This is a genomic window from Arthrobacter sp. MYb23, from assembly GCF_002979775.1.
Taxonomy (GTDB): domain Bacteria; phylum Actinomycetota; class Actinomycetes; order Actinomycetales; family Micrococcaceae; genus Arthrobacter.
Genome location: NZ_PCPR01000006.1, coordinates 1 through 15,108 on the forward strand (window position 1 = coordinate 1; position 15,108 = coordinate 15,108).

The 15,108-nt window shown below is 62.4% G+C and carries 17 protein-coding genes and 1 riboswitch; of the genes, 10 read left to right on the plus strand and 7 right to left on the minus strand.

The features are described 5' to 3' along the window. The first annotated feature begins 30 nt into the window (after positions 1-30). The 4 genes from lhgO to CQ020_RS08745 all read left to right on the plus strand — a co-directional run bounded on the left by lhgO (position 31) and on the right by CQ020_RS08745 (position 2,729). Positions 31-1,248: an L-2-hydroxyglutarate oxidase gene (gene lhgO / locus CQ020_RS08730; RefSeq protein WP_105691645.1), complete on the plus strand. Its 1,218-nt coding sequence runs from the start codon at positions 31-33 to the stop codon at positions 1,246-1,248. 64 nt (positions 1,249-1,312) lie between these two features. Then, the gene (locus tag CQ020_RS08735; RefSeq protein WP_105691497.1) at positions 1,313-1,540 is read left to right on the plus strand and encodes a hypothetical protein; all 228 of its coding nucleotides are present in this window, start codon (positions 1,313-1,315) and stop codon (positions 1,538-1,540) included. Positions 1,541-1,665: 125 nt separating this feature from the next. After that, positions 1,666-1,968: a DUF4193 domain-containing protein gene (locus tag CQ020_RS08740; protein ID WP_024819766.1), complete on the plus strand. Its 303-nt coding sequence runs from the start codon at positions 1,666-1,668 to the stop codon at positions 1,966-1,968. A gap of 215 nt (positions 1,969-2,183) precedes the next feature. Beyond that, entirely contained in the window at positions 2,184-2,729 is a 546-nt protein-coding gene (locus CQ020_RS08745) for a hypothetical protein (protein ID WP_105691498.1), read from the plus strand. A gap of 107 nt (positions 2,730-2,836) precedes the next feature. On the opposite strand, the gene CQ020_RS08750 is transcribed toward CQ020_RS08745, so the two are convergent. Genes CQ020_RS08750 through CQ020_RS24130 form a run of 3 tightly spaced genes read right to left on the minus strand, consistent with a single transcriptional unit; the run spans position 2,837 to position 5,550 of the window. Continuing rightward, complete coding sequence (locus tag CQ020_RS08750; protein ID WP_105691499.1) at positions 2,837-4,375, minus strand: APC family permease; 1,539 nt, start codon at positions 4,373-4,375, stop codon at positions 2,837-2,839. A 12-nt stretch (positions 4,376-4,387) separates the two neighbouring features. Further along, the gene (locus tag CQ020_RS08755; RefSeq protein ID WP_105691500.1) at positions 4,388-5,413 is read right to left on the minus strand and encodes an agmatine/peptidylarginine deiminase; all 1,026 of its coding nucleotides are present in this window, start codon (positions 5,411-5,413) and stop codon (positions 4,388-4,390) included. After that, complete coding sequence (locus tag CQ020_RS24130) at positions 5,410-5,550, minus strand: hypothetical protein (protein ID WP_181151819.1); 141 nt, start codon at positions 5,548-5,550, stop codon at positions 5,410-5,412. Before CQ020_RS24130 ends, CQ020_RS08755 begins: the two co-directional genes overlap by 4 nt. Before the next feature lie 238 nt (positions 5,551-5,788). On the opposite strand from CQ020_RS24130, the gene CQ020_RS08760 reads away from it, so the two are divergent. Continuing rightward, positions 5,789-7,234 (plus strand): HNH endonuclease signature motif containing protein, encoded by a 1,446-nt coding sequence (locus CQ020_RS08760; RefSeq protein ID WP_105691501.1) that lies wholly within the window; start codon positions 5,789-5,791, stop codon positions 7,232-7,234. A 26-nt stretch (positions 7,235-7,260) separates the two neighbouring features. Here the strand turns inward: CQ020_RS08760 and map are convergent, their stop codons facing one another. Further along, complete coding sequence (gene map / locus CQ020_RS08765; protein WP_105691502.1) at positions 7,261-8,034, minus strand: type I methionyl aminopeptidase; 774 nt, start codon at positions 8,032-8,034, stop codon at positions 7,261-7,263. Between the two features lie 67 nt (positions 8,035-8,101). Between map and CQ020_RS08770 the strand changes: the two genes are divergently transcribed. Continuing rightward, positions 8,102-8,404, plus strand: a complete 303-nt coding sequence (locus CQ020_RS08770) for a helix-turn-helix domain-containing protein (protein ID WP_105691503.1) — start codon at positions 8,102-8,104, stop codon at positions 8,402-8,404. A 58-nt stretch (positions 8,405-8,462) separates the two neighbouring features. Here the strand turns inward: CQ020_RS08770 and CQ020_RS08775 are convergent, their stop codons facing one another. Next, complete coding sequence (locus tag CQ020_RS08775) at positions 8,463-9,044, minus strand: helix-turn-helix domain-containing protein (protein WP_219844544.1); 582 nt, start codon at positions 9,042-9,044, stop codon at positions 8,463-8,465. 101 nt (positions 9,045-9,145) lie between these two features. Between CQ020_RS08775 and CQ020_RS08780 the strand changes: the two genes are divergently transcribed. Further along, positions 9,146-10,153, plus strand: coding sequence for an NAD(P)/FAD-dependent oxidoreductase (locus CQ020_RS08780; protein ID WP_105691646.1), 1,008 nt, complete (start codon positions 9,146-9,148; stop codon positions 10,151-10,153). A gap of 85 nt (positions 10,154-10,238) precedes the next feature. After that, positions 10,239-10,451, plus strand: coding sequence for a hypothetical protein (locus CQ020_RS08785; RefSeq protein ID WP_105691505.1), 213 nt, complete (start codon positions 10,239-10,241; stop codon positions 10,449-10,451). A 114-nt stretch (positions 10,452-10,565) separates the two neighbouring features. On the opposite strand, the gene CQ020_RS08790 is transcribed toward CQ020_RS08785, so the two are convergent. Beyond that, positions 10,566-11,789 carry an amidohydrolase gene (locus CQ020_RS08790; RefSeq protein ID WP_105691506.1) on the minus strand — a complete coding sequence of 408 codons (1,224 nt, stop codon included), beginning with the start codon at positions 11,787-11,789 and terminating at the stop codon, positions 10,566-10,568. Between the two features lie 89 nt (positions 11,790-11,878). Here CQ020_RS08790 and CQ020_RS08795 point away from each other — a divergent pair, with 89 nt between their 5' ends. Continuing rightward, positions 11,879-12,529, plus strand: coding sequence for a cyclodeaminase/cyclohydrolase family protein (locus tag CQ020_RS08795; protein ID WP_105691507.1), 651 nt, complete (start codon positions 11,879-11,881; stop codon positions 12,527-12,529). A 58-nt stretch (positions 12,530-12,587) separates the two neighbouring features. On the opposite strand, the gene CQ020_RS08800 is transcribed toward CQ020_RS08795, so the two are convergent. Next, a complete protein-coding gene (locus tag CQ020_RS08800; RefSeq protein WP_105691508.1) occupies positions 12,588-14,138 on the minus strand; it encodes an MFS transporter in 1,551 nt (516 codons plus the stop codon). Between the two features lie 71 nt (positions 14,139-14,209). On the opposite strand from CQ020_RS08800, the gene CQ020_RS08805 reads away from it, so the two are divergent. After that, positions 14,210-14,749 (plus strand): TetR/AcrR family transcriptional regulator, encoded by a 540-nt coding sequence (locus tag CQ020_RS08805; RefSeq protein WP_105691509.1) that lies wholly within the window; start codon positions 14,210-14,212, stop codon positions 14,747-14,749. Positions 14,750-14,842: 93 nt separating this feature from the next. Next, positions 14,843-14,940, plus strand: a riboswitch (glycine riboswitch). Positions 14,941-15,108: the final 168 nt, after the last annotated feature.

A 15,108-nucleotide genomic window follows, 5' to 3' on the forward strand; every position in this document is an offset into this window, starting at 1 on the left:
ATGAGCCCCACCCCAACGACGAGGAGTGCCATGACCCATCCTCCACACCTGAGGACCATCAAGCGGTGTGCCGTGGTTGGTGGCGGGATCATCGGAATTGCGGTGGCGAGGGAACTCAGCAACAGGCTCGACGACGTCCAGGTCACCGTCTACGAAAAGGAAGACCGGCTGGCCGCGCACCAGACCGGGCACAACTCCGGGGTGGTTCACGCGGGCCTGTACTACGAACCCGGCGGGCTGAAGGCAAAGCTGTGCCGCAGGGGAGTGGAGCTGCTGCAGGAATTCTGTGCCATGAAGAACCTGCCCTACGATCCCTGCGGCAAGCTGGTCATCGCCCAGACCCCTGAGGAATCCAAGCGCCTGGACAGCATCTTCGCCCGCGCCACAGCCAACGGGGTCCCCGGCGTGCGGATGCTTCGGGGAGAGCAGATACGCGAGGTGGAGCCGAACGCCGTCGGGCTCGCTGCTTTGCACTCGCCGGAAACGGCAATCGTTGACTACACGGCCATCACCAACGCGCTCGCCGACGACGTCCGCAGCTCGGGCGGGACCATCCGTCTGGGGCAGGAAGTCATTGCCCTTGATCAGCAGGACAGTGGCGTGGTGGTCAGTACCAAGGACGGCGGCGAACATTACGACCTTGTGGTGGCGTGCGCTGGTCTTCAGTCGGATCGCGTGGCCGAGGCCACCGGTGAACCGGCAACGCCACGGATCGTGCCGTTCTTCGGACAGTACTTCCTGTTGGGCGAGGAAGCCCGGGATCAAGTGCGCGGCCTCATTTATCCCGTCCCGGACCCCAAGCACCCTTTCCTTGGCGTCCACCTCACCAAACGCATCGACGGCGAAATGATGCTCGGTCCGAATGCGTTCATCTCCTTCGGCCGCGAGTCCTACGCGTGGAATGAGGTGAATGTGCGCGACGTCCTGAATTACACGCTTTTTCCGGGGTTCTGGAATTTCGCTCGACAAAACGTCCCCTCAGCCGTTCGGGAATTCCAGACCGTGGTGAGCAAGAAGAAATTCATCCGCGAGGCCATGCGCTTTGTCCCCTCGCTGGAAGGCGCCACCATTCTTCCCGGCACCCGCGGTGTGCGCGCCCAGGCCATGAACGGTGACGGTTCGCTGGTTGACGACTTTGTCATCGCACGACGCCGGGACACAGTCTTGGTACGAAATGCACCGTCTCCTGGAGCTACTTCGTCCATGGCGATAGCGGAGTACATCGTGGAGCAGGCTTTGCAGGACTGAGGAGTTAACATGCTCGTGATCCACTGGAAACCGCCTCCAAACGCGGGGTGGATACCGTTACCGCATGATTCGATCACTAGCCTCGTTTGCCAGTTCAGTCGGCACCACCATAGCGGCCTGGATCGAGGCCGCCTACGTCTCGGATTGCACGGATCCGTCAGCGGAGGAACACGGGCCGGGAGGGCACGGAACCAGGAGCGACTTGACGTGGCTACCTGCCCTCAGCGGCGTCACTGTTGCCAGCGCGCAGGCCATCCAATCCCACGCCCTGAGGGTGCATTCAGAACCGTAGAACCCGCCAGGAATGCTGCAGAATGTCGCGTTGGGCACACTATTCGTTGATCACGTGTAATATGCCCTAAACTGCTTCACTGAGGTGCCGGAATAGGCACTATGCAGCAACGAAAGCGAACCTCAATGGCTACTGATTACGATGCCCCGCGCAAGACAGAAGAAGAGTCTCCCGCCGAATCGCTTGAGGCCCTTCAGGCATCCCGTGGAAACACTGCGCAGACTGCGGTTATCGACGTCGAGGAAAACGATACCGCCGAGGGAATTGACCTGCCCGGCGCGGATCTTTCCGGTGAAGAACTGACCGTCATTGTGGTCCCGGAGCAGTCTGACGAATTCACGTGCGGCTCCTGCTTCCTGGTCCGTCACAGGTCCCAGATTGCGCTGGAAAAGAACGGTCTTAAGTTCTGCAAGGACTGCGAAGGCTAAGTAACGCAAAGGTCTCGTTATCTTCGGTTACGAACATGGGCGCGAGGACCCTTGATGTGGCCGCTGATCACCCAAAAACTGCTCTTGAATAACTCTCTTGTGACCGCAGCTGCGCCCACTTAACGGTTGCGCCCCGAAGCGGCCACAACCCACCCAAACACCCTGATGCACTCCTACTGTTGAAGTATCAACTTCGCCTGAAGGGGGCACAAAAAATGAGGAAACTTGGAGCGGGTTTGGCAGCGGTCATGGCTGCTGCCGGGCTCGGTCTGGTGGCACCGGGGCCCGCCTCGGCAGCTACATATTGCGGTATCTCGTGGGGTTCCATGGCCAAGGCCGACCTCGACTGGAGTTCCGCCAACGTCACCAATGTTCGAACGGGCCAACAGCCCTGCTACGACCGTCTGGTGATTGACATGACCGGCAAGGTGGCCGGCTACGTGGTTCAGTATGTTCCGGTGGTGACCCAGGATGCTACCGGCTACCCCATCCCGGTGCTGGGGGATGCTGATCTGCAAGTGATGGTCACAGCGCCGTCGTACAACCAGGACAACCAGCCGACGTACATGCCGGCAGCCAAGGCCGAATTGTCCAACGTCTCTGGTTACCAGACGTTCCGGCAGGTGGTTTACGCGGGCAGTTTTGAGGGCACCACCAGCATCGGACTGGGTGTCCGGGCCCGCCTTCCGTTCCGGGTGTTCACCTTGGACGGGCCCGACGGCGGCTCGCGTCTGGTGGTGGATGTGGCGCATCGTTGGTGATTGACGGGGCGCTGAAGTGCCCAGAACGCGGGAAAGCTGCCAATTCGCCCGGAGATATCTGGCGAACTGGCAGCTTTCCCGCGATTTCGCGGGGTTACAGCGGCGTCTTACTCCGGCACCACCAGTGCCGGGGTGTCCTTCCGGATGGTCTCGCCACGGAAGAACCCGGGCCGGACGCGGGACATGATCAGCATGACCACGGCGCCCAACGCCAGGATCCCGATCCCGAGCACAAACACGAGCCCCACTCCGAAGATCTCCGAGCCACTGCCGAACTCAGGAGCCCAGCTGTCCACGGCTGTCTGCAGGAACACCACGAAGAGGCCAACGCCACCCAGCAGCGGGCAGACGAGCCGCAGGAAGAAGTTCCTGGCGCTGGAGAACACGCTGTTGCGGAAGTACCAGACGCAGGCGATGGCCGTGAGTCCGTAGTAGAAGCAGATCATCAGGCCCAAGGCCAGGATGGTGTCGTTCAGGACGTTCTCGCTGATCACGTGCATCACCGCGTAGAAGCCCGCGGACAGGACGCCGGCCGCAATGGTGGCGAAGCCCGGCGTCGAGAACTTCTTGCTCATGTGGCTGAAGCGCTCCGGCAGGGCGCCGTAGTGCGCCATGGCCAGCAGGCTGCGGGACGGCGACGTGAACGTGGACTGCAGTGAGGCGGCCGAGCTGGAGAGTACAGCGAGGGACATGAGGATGGCGAACGGACCCATGACCGGTGATGCCAGTGCTGTGAAGACGTTGGCGTGGTTTTCGGCGTTGTTCAGGCCGATTCCCGTGTCTCCGACTCCCGCAAACATCATGGTGGCGATGGTGACCAGCAGGTAGATGCCCAGGACGATCACCGCTGTGAGCGTACCTGCGAGTCCCGCGGTCTTCTTGCCGTTGGCGGTTTCCTCGTTCACGGTGAGGCACACGTCCCAGCCCCAGTAGACGAAGATCGACAACGAGATGCCGGCGGCGATCTGGCCGAAGGTCTCGATCTTGGTGACGTCGAACCAGTCCCAGCTGAAGGGAACAGCGGACTCGGACGTGGACCAGTTGGCGAAGGCCATGGCAACGAACAGGCCCAGAACCAGCAGCTGGAAACCTACCAAGCCGTACTGGACGATCTTGGTGGTGTGAAGGCCCCGGTAGCTGATCCATACGGCCAGCGCCACGAAAACGAAGCAGGTGGCAACGTTCAACAGCTTGTTTGAGGCGAGGTCGGCGAGTTCGGGTGAGCCCGTGGCCTGCGCCAGGAAGAGGTAGAAGAAGTCCACGGCCACGCCGGCCAGGTTGGACAGGACGATGATGTTGGCTGCAAGCAAACCCCAGCCGCCCATCCAACCAACCCAGGGGCCAAAAGCCTTGGTGACCCAGGTGAATGTGGTGCCGCTGTCCGGGGAGTCCGCGTTGAGCTCCCGGTAGGCCAGCGACACAAGGATCATCGGGATGAAACCGATCAGGAAGATGACGGGCAGTTGTAGCCCCACCTCGTTGACGGTTGGACCGAGCGCGCCGGTGAGCGTGTACGCCGGGGCGATGGTTGAAATGCCAAGAACGACGACGGCGAGGAGCCCCAGCTGCCCCGTCTTCAGTCCCTTGCCGCTGATGTCATGCGACTCTGCGGCTTTACTGCCGCTGCGGTGGATTGTCTGGCTCATGTGAGGCCCTTTCTAGATGGCCGAAGGCTGCTGCTGCGTAATGCAGTGGATGCCGCCGCCCCTGGCGAACAGTTCGCGCGCGTCAACACTGACCACGCGGCGGCCGGGGTAGGCATCGGCGAGAATGCGGAGGGCTTTCTCGTCCATGGGGTCATTGAAACTACAGGCGATGACCCCGCTGTTGACGACGAGGTGGTTGATGTAGCTGTAATCCACATACCCCTCGTCGTCGGTGAGTGTTTCCGGGGCGGGAACTTCGATGATGTTCCAGTCCCGGCCTGCTGCGTCGTGGGTGGTGCGCAGGAAATCGATGATCTCGCGGGACACCTGAAAGTCCGGGTGCTCCGGGTTCTGCTGCGAGTGGACCAGCAATGTGCCCGGGCTCGGAATAGCGGCCACGATGTCCACGTGTCCGCGGGTGCCGAACTTTTCGGAGTCGCGGGTGAGGCCCCGGGGAAGCCACACCACATGGGTGGCGCCGATGGTGCGGGCAAGTTCCTCTTCGATGTCGGCTTTCGTCAGTCCGGGATTGCGGCCCTGATCAAGCTGGACGGTCTCCGTGACAAGGACGGTGCCTTCACCATCAACCTGAATTCCACCGCCCTCGTTGACGATCCCTGAGGGGAGGTGCCGGGCGTTGGCGCGGCCGCTGATCTTCTCGGCAATGAGCGAGTCCTTGTCCCAGGTTGCCCAGTCCTGACCGCCCCAGCCGTTGAAGATCCAGTCCACAGCGCCCAGTTGCTGAGTGGAATCCAGGACGAACGACGGTCCGATGTCCCGCATCCAAGCGTCGTTGAGGTCGGCGGTAATGACCTCAACCCGTGGGTCCAGATAGCGCGCGGCCGTTTCGACGTCGTCGGGCGATACCACCATGGTGACGGGCTCGAACTCAAGGACGGCATTTGCCACCGCCGCCCAGGTGGAACGTGCTGCGTGGGCCTCTTCTTCTGTCTCGCCCAAGGTGTAGCCGCCCGTGGGGAAGGCCATCCAGACGCGGTCTTGGGGTGCCGTTTCCGACGGCATCCGCCACGCGCTCATGCGGTAACTGCCTGGGTTTGCTGCGTTTTTACTGTGCCGAGCGGGGCGTTGGGGTCCATCGCTTCGGCAGGGTGCCGGTAGGTAACCGGTCCGGTGGTCCGGGAAGCGAAGGCTTCCACGTGTCTGATTTCAATCATGGGGGGGGGTTTACTCCGTGAGACGACTGTCACTAAATGAATAGCGTTCATTTAGTATGACGGGAGTCACCCTCCAGCGCAAGACGCGGTGTGAGGCGTCTCAGGGAGTGAACCGGTTTCGTTGGTCGGGCGGGCGCGAACGGCGATTTCGCGCTTCCCTGGATTCAGGGCTCGATGGTTTTCCACATAGAACGATGACCGCCTTATGCCAGCCCGTGCTCGCTGGAAGAGTGAGGGTATGGAGAAAAGACGGGCGGAGCAGGCGGCTGATACGTTCGCGATTCCTCCCGCTCCGGACGTTGGCGGTACACCGTCCGGGCCCCCGGTTTCGGAGCTGATCGCACTCTTGGGCGCTGTCCGCCTGGGTACCGAAAGCGCCGATCTGATTGATCAAATCTGCGGTCTGGAAAACCTGAAATCGGCTATTACCGCTTTGCAGGCGCGGGTTGCCGTGGCTTTTGATCTTGTCCAGCGCGCCGAGCAGGCGGTGGCTGGTGTTCCTGCGTCCGAGCGTGGTCAGGGGGTGGGGGCGCAAGTGGCGTTGGCGAGACGGGAGTCCCCGAACCAGGGGTCACGTTTGCTGGGGTTTGCCAAAGCTCTTGTTACGGAGATGCCACATACGTTGGCGGCCTTGGAGTCCGGGCAACTGAATGAGTGGCGGGCTACTTTGTTGGTGAGGGAGACCGCGTGTTTGTCTGTTGATGATCGGTGCGCGGTGGATGAGGAACTCGCTGCCGATACCGGGACTTTTGATGGGGTCGGGGATAAGGCGATCGTTGCGGCGGCTAAGGCTGCTGCGTATCGGCGGGATCCGCGGTCGGTGGCGGGTCGTGCGGCCCGCGCGGCTTCTGAGCGGACTGTGAGTCTGCGTCCTGCGCCGGACACGATGACGTACTTGACGGCGCTGTTGCCGGTGGCTCAGGGGGTGGCTGTTTATGCGGCATTGACCCGGGCCGCTGACTCGGCTCGCTCCACAGGTGATGCAGGTACACGCGGCCAGGTCATGGCCGACACCCTCGTCGAACGCGTCGCGGGGACTCCGGGCGGGGTTTCGGGGATCAATCTGGACCTTGTCATGACCGACCGGACCCTTTTTCAGGGCGACAGCGAACCGGCCCGGCTCAAGGGTTACGGAATCGTCCCGGCCGAGTGGGGCAGGGAACTTCTCGGACTGGGGCCAGGCGGAAGCTCGAGGCCGCTGGCTGACGTCAGGCCTGCCGGTTCCGATCACGCGACAGCGCCGGACACAGAGTTTGACGTTTGGCTTCGCCGGCTCTACACAGCGCCGGGCACGGGAGAACTCCTTGCCGCGGACTCCAAGGCCCGGCTCTTTACTGGCCGGCTCAGGCGATTGATCGAAACCCGGGACGACACCTGCCGGACGCCGTATTGCGACGCGCCCATTCGGCACATTGACCATGTGGTTTCCTGGCGGTCCGGCGGAAAAACGAACCTGACCAACGGGGCAGGGCTGTGCGAGGCGTGCAACCACACCAAAGAAAACCCCGGCTGGACCACCACGTCCCTGCCCGGCGACACACACGAGGACATACACGACGTGCACACCGTGGAAATCAGCACCCCCACCGGGCACACGTACCAATCAAAAGCCCCACCCCTGCCAGGGCATGAGCGTAGGCCAGCGCACGTACGGGACTCAGCGCCGGAGCCTTCTAATATTTAGGGCCGACTAGCCAGCCAGCGCCCGGCTCAGCGCGTCGGCAGGGTCAGAATTTCGGCTCCGTCGTCAGTGATGGCAATGGTGTGCTCACTGTGGGCAGTCCGGCAACCGGTCGCGCTGCGGAGCGTCCAACCGTCGGCATCGGTGACAAGCTGGGCGGTGTCGGCCATCACCCAGGGCTCCAGGGCCAGCAGCAGTCCAGGGCGTAGCTTGTACCCTCGGCCGGGTCGGCCCATGTTGGGAACGTGAGGCTCCTGGTGCATGGTTGAGCCAATGCCGTGGCCGCCGAACTCGGTGTTGACGGGGTATCCGGCCTCGCTAAGGACTGAGCCGATCGCGTAGGCGAGGTCGCCGATGCGGGCGCCGGGGCGGGCGGCCTCTATGCCCGCGCGCAATGCCCGTTCGGTTGCTTCGATCATCGCGACACTCTCAGCCGGCTTGGACTCGCCCACGATGAAGCTGATGGCCGAGTCCGCCGCGATTCCGTCCTTCAGCACCGCCAGATCCAGGGTCAGGAGGTCGCCGTCGGCCAGATTGTAGTCCGTGGGCAATCCGTGCAGGACGGCATCGTTGACGCCGGTGCAGATGTAGTGGCCGAACGGTCCGCGACCAAAGGAGGGAGCGTAGTCCACGTAACAGGAGACGCCCCCGGCTTCGAGGATCATGCTTTTTGCCCATCGGTCTATGTCCAGGAGGTTGGTGCCCACTTTTGCGCGGCCCTTCAGCGTGTGCAAAATGTTGGCCACCAGGGCGCCGGCCTCTTTGGCGCGGCCTAGTTCTGAACGGCTGAGGATCTCAATCATGCGGGACCTTTCGTGGGGCAACCAATAACTATCCCGGCCATATTATCCCGGTATTACAATTGGAGCCATGGTCAGGTTGCCGCTTACACCCGCAGAGGCCGAGCGCGGGCAACGCCTCGGTGCTCTTTTGCGTCGCGCCCGGGGTGAACGCTCCATGCTGGAGACAGCTCTGGACGCCCGCGTCTCGCCCGAAACACTCCGGAAGATCGAGTCAGGCCGGGTGGCTACGCCTGCGTTCCCCACCGTCGCTGCAATTGCGGATGTCCTTGGACTTTCCCTCGATGAGGTGTGGGCGGAGATCAATCAACGGGAGCAAACGGCCGAGCCGGCAGGGGCGCGTCGAAGCGCACGTGAATGGCTGGCTTCGTAACTAGGGGCGGGCAACAAGGGGGCTAGTGACCAGCGTCCAGTAACCAGCATTTGCCGTCTCAGCGTTTGGGGCGGGCCCGCACGTGGAGCCGTTCGCCTTGCTGCCCGAAGAGGGTGAGGAGCTCCACCGGTTCTGTGGTGGCGCTGGCAAACCAGTGCGGCGTGCGGGTATCAAATTCCGCCACCTCGCCCGGCTTCAGGACAAAGTCGTTCTCGCCCAGCACCAACCGGAGCTTGCCGTTGAGGATATACACCCAGTCGTAGCCTTCATGTGATTGCGGCGTGGGGGTCTCCTTGCCTGTGCCGCCTTTGAGGACCATCTTGAAGGCCTGGATGCCGCCGGGGCGTCGGGTCAGTGGAACGGCCGTACCCCATTCGTGAACGTGCGGTTTGAGATGAATGCGGGGATCACCGGTCTCCGGGGCGTCAATGAGTTCTTCCAGGGGGACCTGATGCAGCCGCGCTATGGGGAGAAGAAGCTCCAAAGTCGGTTTGCGTTGACCCGATTCCAGCCGGGAGAGAGTGCTGACGGAAATACCCGTAACGTCCGAAGCCTCCGCGAGGGTCACGTTGCGTTGGGTCCGCATGGCACGCAGACGAGGGCCGACGGCGTCGAGCATGGTGCTGAAATCGGTAGTCATGCCATTAGTTTGCCATAACGGCAAAATTCCTTGCTGTTCAATATCGTCCTGACCAACCATGGAAGGAGCGGCGCAGGGCCGGTGGATACGTGGAGGCATTCGTGAGTACAAAAACTGAGAACAACATCGTGGCGGAGGAGTACGACGTCGTGGTGGTGGGTGGTGGCGCAGCTGGGTTAAGTGCCGCGGTCACACTGGGCAGGGCCTTGCGGTCCGTCCTCGTCATCGACGCCGGCGAGCCGCGCAATGCGCCCGCAGAGGGGGTGCACGGATTCCTGTCGCGGGACGGAATCAACCCCAAGGAACTGTTGGAACTCGGACGGGCGGAGGCGCTCCAGTACGGGGCGGACATTGTGCCCGGCATCGCAGTCGGGGCACGCTCGACGGCGGACCAGGCAAACGGTTCGAAGATCGCCTTCGAGGTGGACTTGGCAGATGGCCGAACGGTCAAAGCGCGCCGTCTGCTTGTCACCACGGGGCTGGTGGACATCCTGCCCGACGTTGAGGGTATCCGGGAACGCTGGGGACGCGACGTCCTGCACTGCCCGTACTGCCACGGCTGGGAGGTCCGGAACAAAGTGATCGGGATCCTGGGGTCAGTGCCAATGGCGTTGCATCAGGCGTTGTTGTTCCGCCAGTGGAGTCCCAACATCACTCTGTTCCTCAATGACATTGTGGAACCGACAGAAGAACAGTGGGACCAATTAGCTGCCCGCTCCATCAGCATGGTGGACGGTAAAGTCCAGGCCCTGCAAATAACTGACGACGCCTTGACTGGTGTGGTCCTGGCATCGGGAAGCACGATCCCGGTGGACGCTGTAGTCACCGGCCCACGGTTGGAGGCAAGGTCCGGCGTGCTGGAATCCCTCGGTGTCCCCATAGTGGAGCACCCGATGGGGGTGGGAAGCCACGTTGAAGTGAACGCTCTGGGAGGGGCAACATCCGTGCCCGGAGTATGGGCCGCAGGGAACGTGACGGATCTGACCGGGCAGGTGATGGCCTCCGCAGCCGCTGGTGTCATGGCCGGAGCGGCAATCAATGCCGACTTGATGATGGAGGAAACCCGGGCTGCTGTAGAGGAAGCACGCCAGGCAGCCCTCGCCCGCTAAGCCAGCTGATCACAACGCACAAAACCATCGACGTGACGTCCCTGTGCGAGGACGATTTAAGGACAGCCGTTGAAGGAGGTTGGGTATGTGCTACGCGTACTACGACGACTTCGAGCGGCGCACGAAGAAGGACTCCGCGCGCAAGCCCGAAGCACGCACACCAGAACCACCCAAGGACCAGGAACCAGCAAAGAGCCGTCCACGGACGGAAGGAACACTGTGGACTTTCCTGGCCCGCCGTCGCAGTGAATCCGAGGTTACCGAACCGAGGATCCACCGCATCCGCGAGAAAGTCTAGGTATCCCGGGAGCAACTGGGCCGGATAGAAGCTGAACCGGCTCAAGCAAGCAAAGGAAAGGCGTTGCGCTCGCAGCGCCTTTCCTTTGCGCGCTGGTTTGGAGAAAGGGCAACGCTAGGACTTGGTGGCCAGGAACTCCCGGGCAGCCGTCACGAGCGCTTCCGTTCCGCGCGCCAGCGTTGGCTGGATAACAGGCGCAAAGTGCGGCGAGTGATTCGAGGGAATGTCCTCTGGGAGGCGACCCGTCGTGGCGAATTCCTTGAACAAGGCAGGCTCGGCACCTCCCAGGAACCAGAAGACAAGGGGAGCGCCAGCGGCCTTCGCCAGGATTCCCACGTCCTCGCTTCCGGATACGGGGCCGGGGTCAATGATCTGTGTTTCGCCGAACTTTGCCGTGAAAACAGCGGACACCCTGGCTGTTGCGGCTGGGTCGTTGAAGGTCAGCGGGAAACGCTCTTCAAACTGAATCTCGGGGTCCTTGGGCGCGCCTGAGGCTGTGGATTCCCCCTTGGCAATGCGCTCAATGGAACCGAGGATTTTATCCCTGGTGGCATCACTGAAGGTGCGGACGCTGAGGCCTAACGTTGCTGTTTCAGGGATGATGTTGTTCTTCGTTCCCGAGTGAATCTGCCCAACAGTCACCACAGCGGAGTCACTGGCGGCGAGCTCACGCGAGACGATGCCCTGTAGCCGCACAGTAGTTGCAGCAGCCATGAGCACCGGGTCAACAGTGGTCTCCGGACGCGATCCGTGACCACCTCGTCCGTGCAAGGTGATGTTGAGGGAGTCGGCCGACGCCATGGTGACGCCGGGACGCATGCCAAACCATCCGGCAGGGAAGGGGGCCACATGTTGGCCCAGGACGATGTCAGGTTTTGGCACCACGTCATACAGTCCGTCGGCAACCATGGTTTCTGCCCCGCCGCCCCATTCCTCGGCCGGCTGGAAGAGAGCGATCAGTGTGCCTTGCCACTCATCACGCTGCGCGGCCAGGACCTCCACCGCGCCAACAAGGCAGCTCACATGCACGTCATGGCCGCAAGCGTGCATGACCGGCATGTCCTTGCCCTCATGATCAACACCCCTTGCCGAGCTTGCATAGTCCAAACCCGTTGCTTCCTTGACCGGCAACGCATCCATGTCCGCCCTGAGCATCACCACCGGGCCGGGTCCATTTTCCAGAACCCCCACAACCCCGGTCTTCCCGATGTTGCGATGAACGGCGAAGCCAAGATCTTCGAGATATCCCGCAGCGATCCCGGCGGTTCGGGTCTCTTGGAACGACAACTCGGGATGGGTGTGCAGGTCTTTGTAAAGCTCTTCGAGGTCAATGGTCATGAGTCTGCCCTTTTCATTCGACGCCATGGTTTGGCCAGTGTATCCAGCCCAAAGCTGCAAACGCTGGGAAGCCCCGGCAGACTGGATGCATGAACGATTCTGAATCAGTCACCACACAGCTATCCACTGTTGAGGAGTGGACCAAGGCGCTGGCAGAATCCAGCGGGTCCCCGGGAGGCGGCGCCGGAACCGGGGTGATGCTCTCCATCGCGGCCTCGTTGACGTCCATGGTGGCCGGCTACACCGAGGCGGAGGAAGCCCAGCGCGAGCAGCTCACCGGCGTTCATTCCCGTGCCCGTGAACTCCGTCAAACTGCGCTTCAACTAGCCGACGACGACGCTTCCGCCTCCAACGCGTTCGGCGCTGCCTTCCGTCTGGATCCCGGACCTGAACGCGAGAAGGCCATTCATCGGGCGTCCGTCGATGCGGCCAAAGCTTCAGCAGTCCTCGGAGAGCGGGCCATTGATGCCATTGAAGACCTCGGCTGGCTCGCTCTCAACGGCAATCCTGCACTGATCGCCGACGTCGTGGTGGGCTTCGGAGCTCTCCGGGCCGCCATAACTGGAGCCCGAACCAACGTGAGCTTCGACCTGACCTCCGCCGGTACTGACCTGGAGCACGTTCGGGAGGAACATCCGCACTTATGGAACACCGTCAGCCGGCTCAGCGACGCCCTCCGCAGAATCGACGAACTGACCGCTGGCGTCGACAAGAAAGCGGCGCCGACCGAAGCCGTCTAGCCTCGGTCAGCACCGCGTTCACTACTGCTTTACTACTGCGCCTTCGGCGCTGTGCCCGCTACTGCGCCTTCGGCACGCTCCTGAGTACAACGGCGGCGAGCACTGCCGCGCCGGCCATCAGTACCAGCCCAATCGCCGCAGTGATGTGGACGCCGGACTCGAAAGCTGTCCGGGCGGCATGTGTGAGCGCCTCCGACAATGGAGCCGGAAGAGCGCCCGCCGCATCAACAGCGCCGGCGAGGGTTTCACCGGAATTCCCGGCGGCCTGCTCGGAGATGCCGTCCGGCATGATCAGGTTGTGCTGGTAGGACGCCGTGAGGATGGAGCCAAGTACTGCCGTTCCCAGGAGCGACCCCAGTTCGTACCCGGTCTCGGAGATGGCCGAGGCGGCGCCGGATTTGTCGGCCGGCACTGAAGCCAGGATGAGGTCGTTGGAGATGGTCTCCGCAGCGCCCACACCAACAGCCAGGACGGTCAGGGCGGACAACAAGAACACCGGTCCGCTGCCGTGATCGCCTACTACGACGATCAGATAACCCACGGCGCTGAGCGTCAGGCCTGCGGCCACAACGAACCCTGGCCGCACGCGCTTGACCAGCGGTACCACCAGCAGGCCGGCGATGACCGTTGCCAGGAGGGCGGGAATCATCGCGATACCGGCCTCCATGGGGGACTGACCCTCAACAAGTTGCAGGTGCTGGGCGAAGAAGTAGATGAAGCCCGTCATGGAGAACAGGGACAGGACGTTCGCCACGATTGCCGTGCTGAACACTTTGTTCTTGAACAAGGCAACATCCAGCATGGGGTTCTCGATCCGCTGCTGGCGACGCACGAACAGGATGCCCATCACCACGCCAAAGCCCATGAAGGCAACTGCGGACGCCCCGAAACCATGAACCGCGAATTCCTTGATGCCGTAAACGAACGGCGCCATGGTGACAACGGAGAGGAGAATGCTGCGCACATCCACACGTCCGGGATTGGCATCCTTGGACTCGGGAATCAAGACCCGGCCGAAAGCGAGCAGGGGCAAAAGCAGGAACGCTGCGACCAAGAAGACGGCGCCCCACCAGAAGTGCTCCACCAGCCAGCCGCCAAAGATCGGGCCAAGAGCGGCGCCACCGGAGAACCCAGCAGCCCAGACAGCGATCGCGAGCCGGCGACGGTTGGGGTCGGTAAAGATGTTCCGGATCAGGGAAAGCGTGGACGGCATCAGCATGGCACCGAAGACGCCAAGGCCGGCGCGGCCGGCAATCAGCCATTCAGCGGACGGCGCGAAAGCTGTAGCAGCCGAAACCGCTGCGAAGCCCGTGCTGCCGACCAGCAGCAACCGCCGTCGACCAATCCTGTCGCCCAAGTTGCCCATTGACACCAACAGTGCGGCGAGGACCAGTGGATACGCGTCAACAATCCAGAGCAATTGGACGCCGCCCACGTCCAAGGAGCGGGCGATTTCAGGCAGGGCAAAGGTGAGCGCGGTGTTGTCGACGGCCACCAGCAGCACCGGAAACATCAGGAGTGCCAGTGCCGTCCAGTCGCGCCACGGTGCTGCCTGACCCTTGATGGGGTTGGCGGAACGGGGTGCTGGGGTTGAGGACGGCGAGAACATTCCTCTACTGTACCGTCCAGACGGTACAGTTTCAAATACACCCCCATGAACCTTTAGGGAATGATGGACACATGCCACGAAAACCAATTGCCCGGGACGCCGTCCTGGATGCCTTTGAAGCCCTCCTCATTGAAGTGGGGGAGCGCGCTGCCACGCTCGACGCCGTTGCCAAGCGTGCGGGAGTGTCCAAGGGTGGGCTGCTGTACCACTTTCCCAATAAGGAAGCGCTGATCACGGCCCTTTTGGAGCGCCTGGACCTGCTGGCCGATGAAGACACCGAGCTGATGAAAGCGGCGCCGGATGGTTCGGCTGCCTATTTCATCAGGTCCTCGCTCTGGGCGGATACGCCCATGGACCGGGCCTTCGTCGCCGCCACCAGGCTGGCTGAGGTGGCCCACGAGGAAACCCGCCGCAGGTTTGCCGCAATCCAACAGCGGTGGCTGGACGTGCTGGCGGAAGACGTCGGGCCGGAGGTTGCCAAGGCCGTCAGTTACATGGGCGATGGCCTCTACTTCAATGCGATCTTTGAAGGCGGCCAGGAGGGCGGCAACGCCGGGCGGGAGGCCGACGTCGAAATCCTCTTGGGTGTCCTCGAGCGGCTGCGGAAGTAGCAGATCATCCATTTGCTGCTGAGGCCGGAGCGTAGGACAATTAGCTCTTGTGGCGTGCCCAGTGCGGTGCCCATATACAACTGAACATGCCTTTGATCTGCGGCGGGAGAGTCCTGCAAGCAAGTGATGCAGGCGCCGTAGGAGCAAACCCTCCCCAGGAATCTCTCAGGCCCACGCACCGCCGCGGCGAGGCAACTCTGGAAAGCAGCAGGCAATCAGCACCTCAGGGTGAATGAGAGCTGTGCTCACCGACGGTGCAAGCGATGGTTGTTTAGGCAACGGCGCGGAAACTCTCAGGTCCAATACAGAGCGGGGAGGAACCCAGCCGCTGTGGCGTACCCAAACGCTGCCCAAGTAAT

Excerpts from the sequence above, each read along its gene's own strand:
- lhgO (WP_105691645.1), top strand. The coding sequence starts at position 31 with ATGACCCATCCTCCACACCTGAGGACCATCAAGCGGTGTGCCGTGGTT.
- CQ020_RS08735 (WP_105691497.1), top strand. The coding sequence starts at position 1,313 with ATGATTCGATCACTAGCCTCGTTTGCCAGTTCAGTCGGCACCACCATA.
- CQ020_RS08740 (WP_024819766.1), top strand. The coding sequence starts at position 1,666 with ATGGCTACTGATTACGATGCCCCGCGCAAGACAGAAGAAGAGTCTCCC.
- CQ020_RS08745 (WP_105691498.1), top strand. The coding sequence starts at position 2,184 with ATGAGGAAACTTGGAGCGGGTTTGGCAGCGGTCATGGCTGCTGCCGGG.
- CQ020_RS08750 (WP_105691499.1), bottom strand. The coding sequence starts at position 4,375 with ATGAGCCAGACAATCCACCGCAGCGGCAGTAAAGCCGCAGAGTCGCAT.
- CQ020_RS08755 (WP_105691500.1), bottom strand. The coding sequence starts at position 5,413 with ATGAGCGCGTGGCGGATGCCGTCGGAAACGGCACCCCAAGACCGCGTC.
- CQ020_RS24130 (WP_181151819.1), bottom strand. The coding sequence starts at position 5,550 with ATGATTGAAATCAGACACGTGGAAGCCTTCGCTTCCCGGACCACCGGA.
- CQ020_RS08760 (WP_105691501.1), top strand. The coding sequence starts at position 5,789 with ATGGAGAAAAGACGGGCGGAGCAGGCGGCTGATACGTTCGCGATTCCT.
- map (WP_105691502.1), bottom strand. The coding sequence starts at position 8,034 with ATGATTGAGATCCTCAGCCGTTCAGAACTAGGCCGCGCCAAAGAGGCC.
- CQ020_RS08770 (WP_105691503.1), top strand. The coding sequence starts at position 8,102 with ATGGTCAGGTTGCCGCTTACACCCGCAGAGGCCGAGCGCGGGCAACGC.
- CQ020_RS08775 (WP_219844544.1), bottom strand. The coding sequence starts at position 9,044 with ATGACTACCGATTTCAGCACCATGCTCGACGCCGTCGGCCCTCGTCTG.
- CQ020_RS08785 (WP_105691505.1), top strand. The coding sequence starts at position 10,239 with ATGTGCTACGCGTACTACGACGACTTCGAGCGGCGCACGAAGAAGGAC.
- CQ020_RS08790 (WP_105691506.1), bottom strand. The coding sequence starts at position 11,789 with ATGACCATTGACCTCGAAGAGCTTTACAAAGACCTGCACACCCATCCC.
- CQ020_RS08795 (WP_105691507.1), top strand. The coding sequence starts at position 11,879 with ATGAACGATTCTGAATCAGTCACCACACAGCTATCCACTGTTGAGGAG.
- CQ020_RS08800 (WP_105691508.1), bottom strand. The coding sequence starts at position 14,138 with ATGTTCTCGCCGTCCTCAACCCCAGCACCCCGTTCCGCCAACCCCATC.
- CQ020_RS08805 (WP_105691509.1), top strand. The coding sequence starts at position 14,210 with ATGCCACGAAAACCAATTGCCCGGGACGCCGTCCTGGATGCCTTTGAA.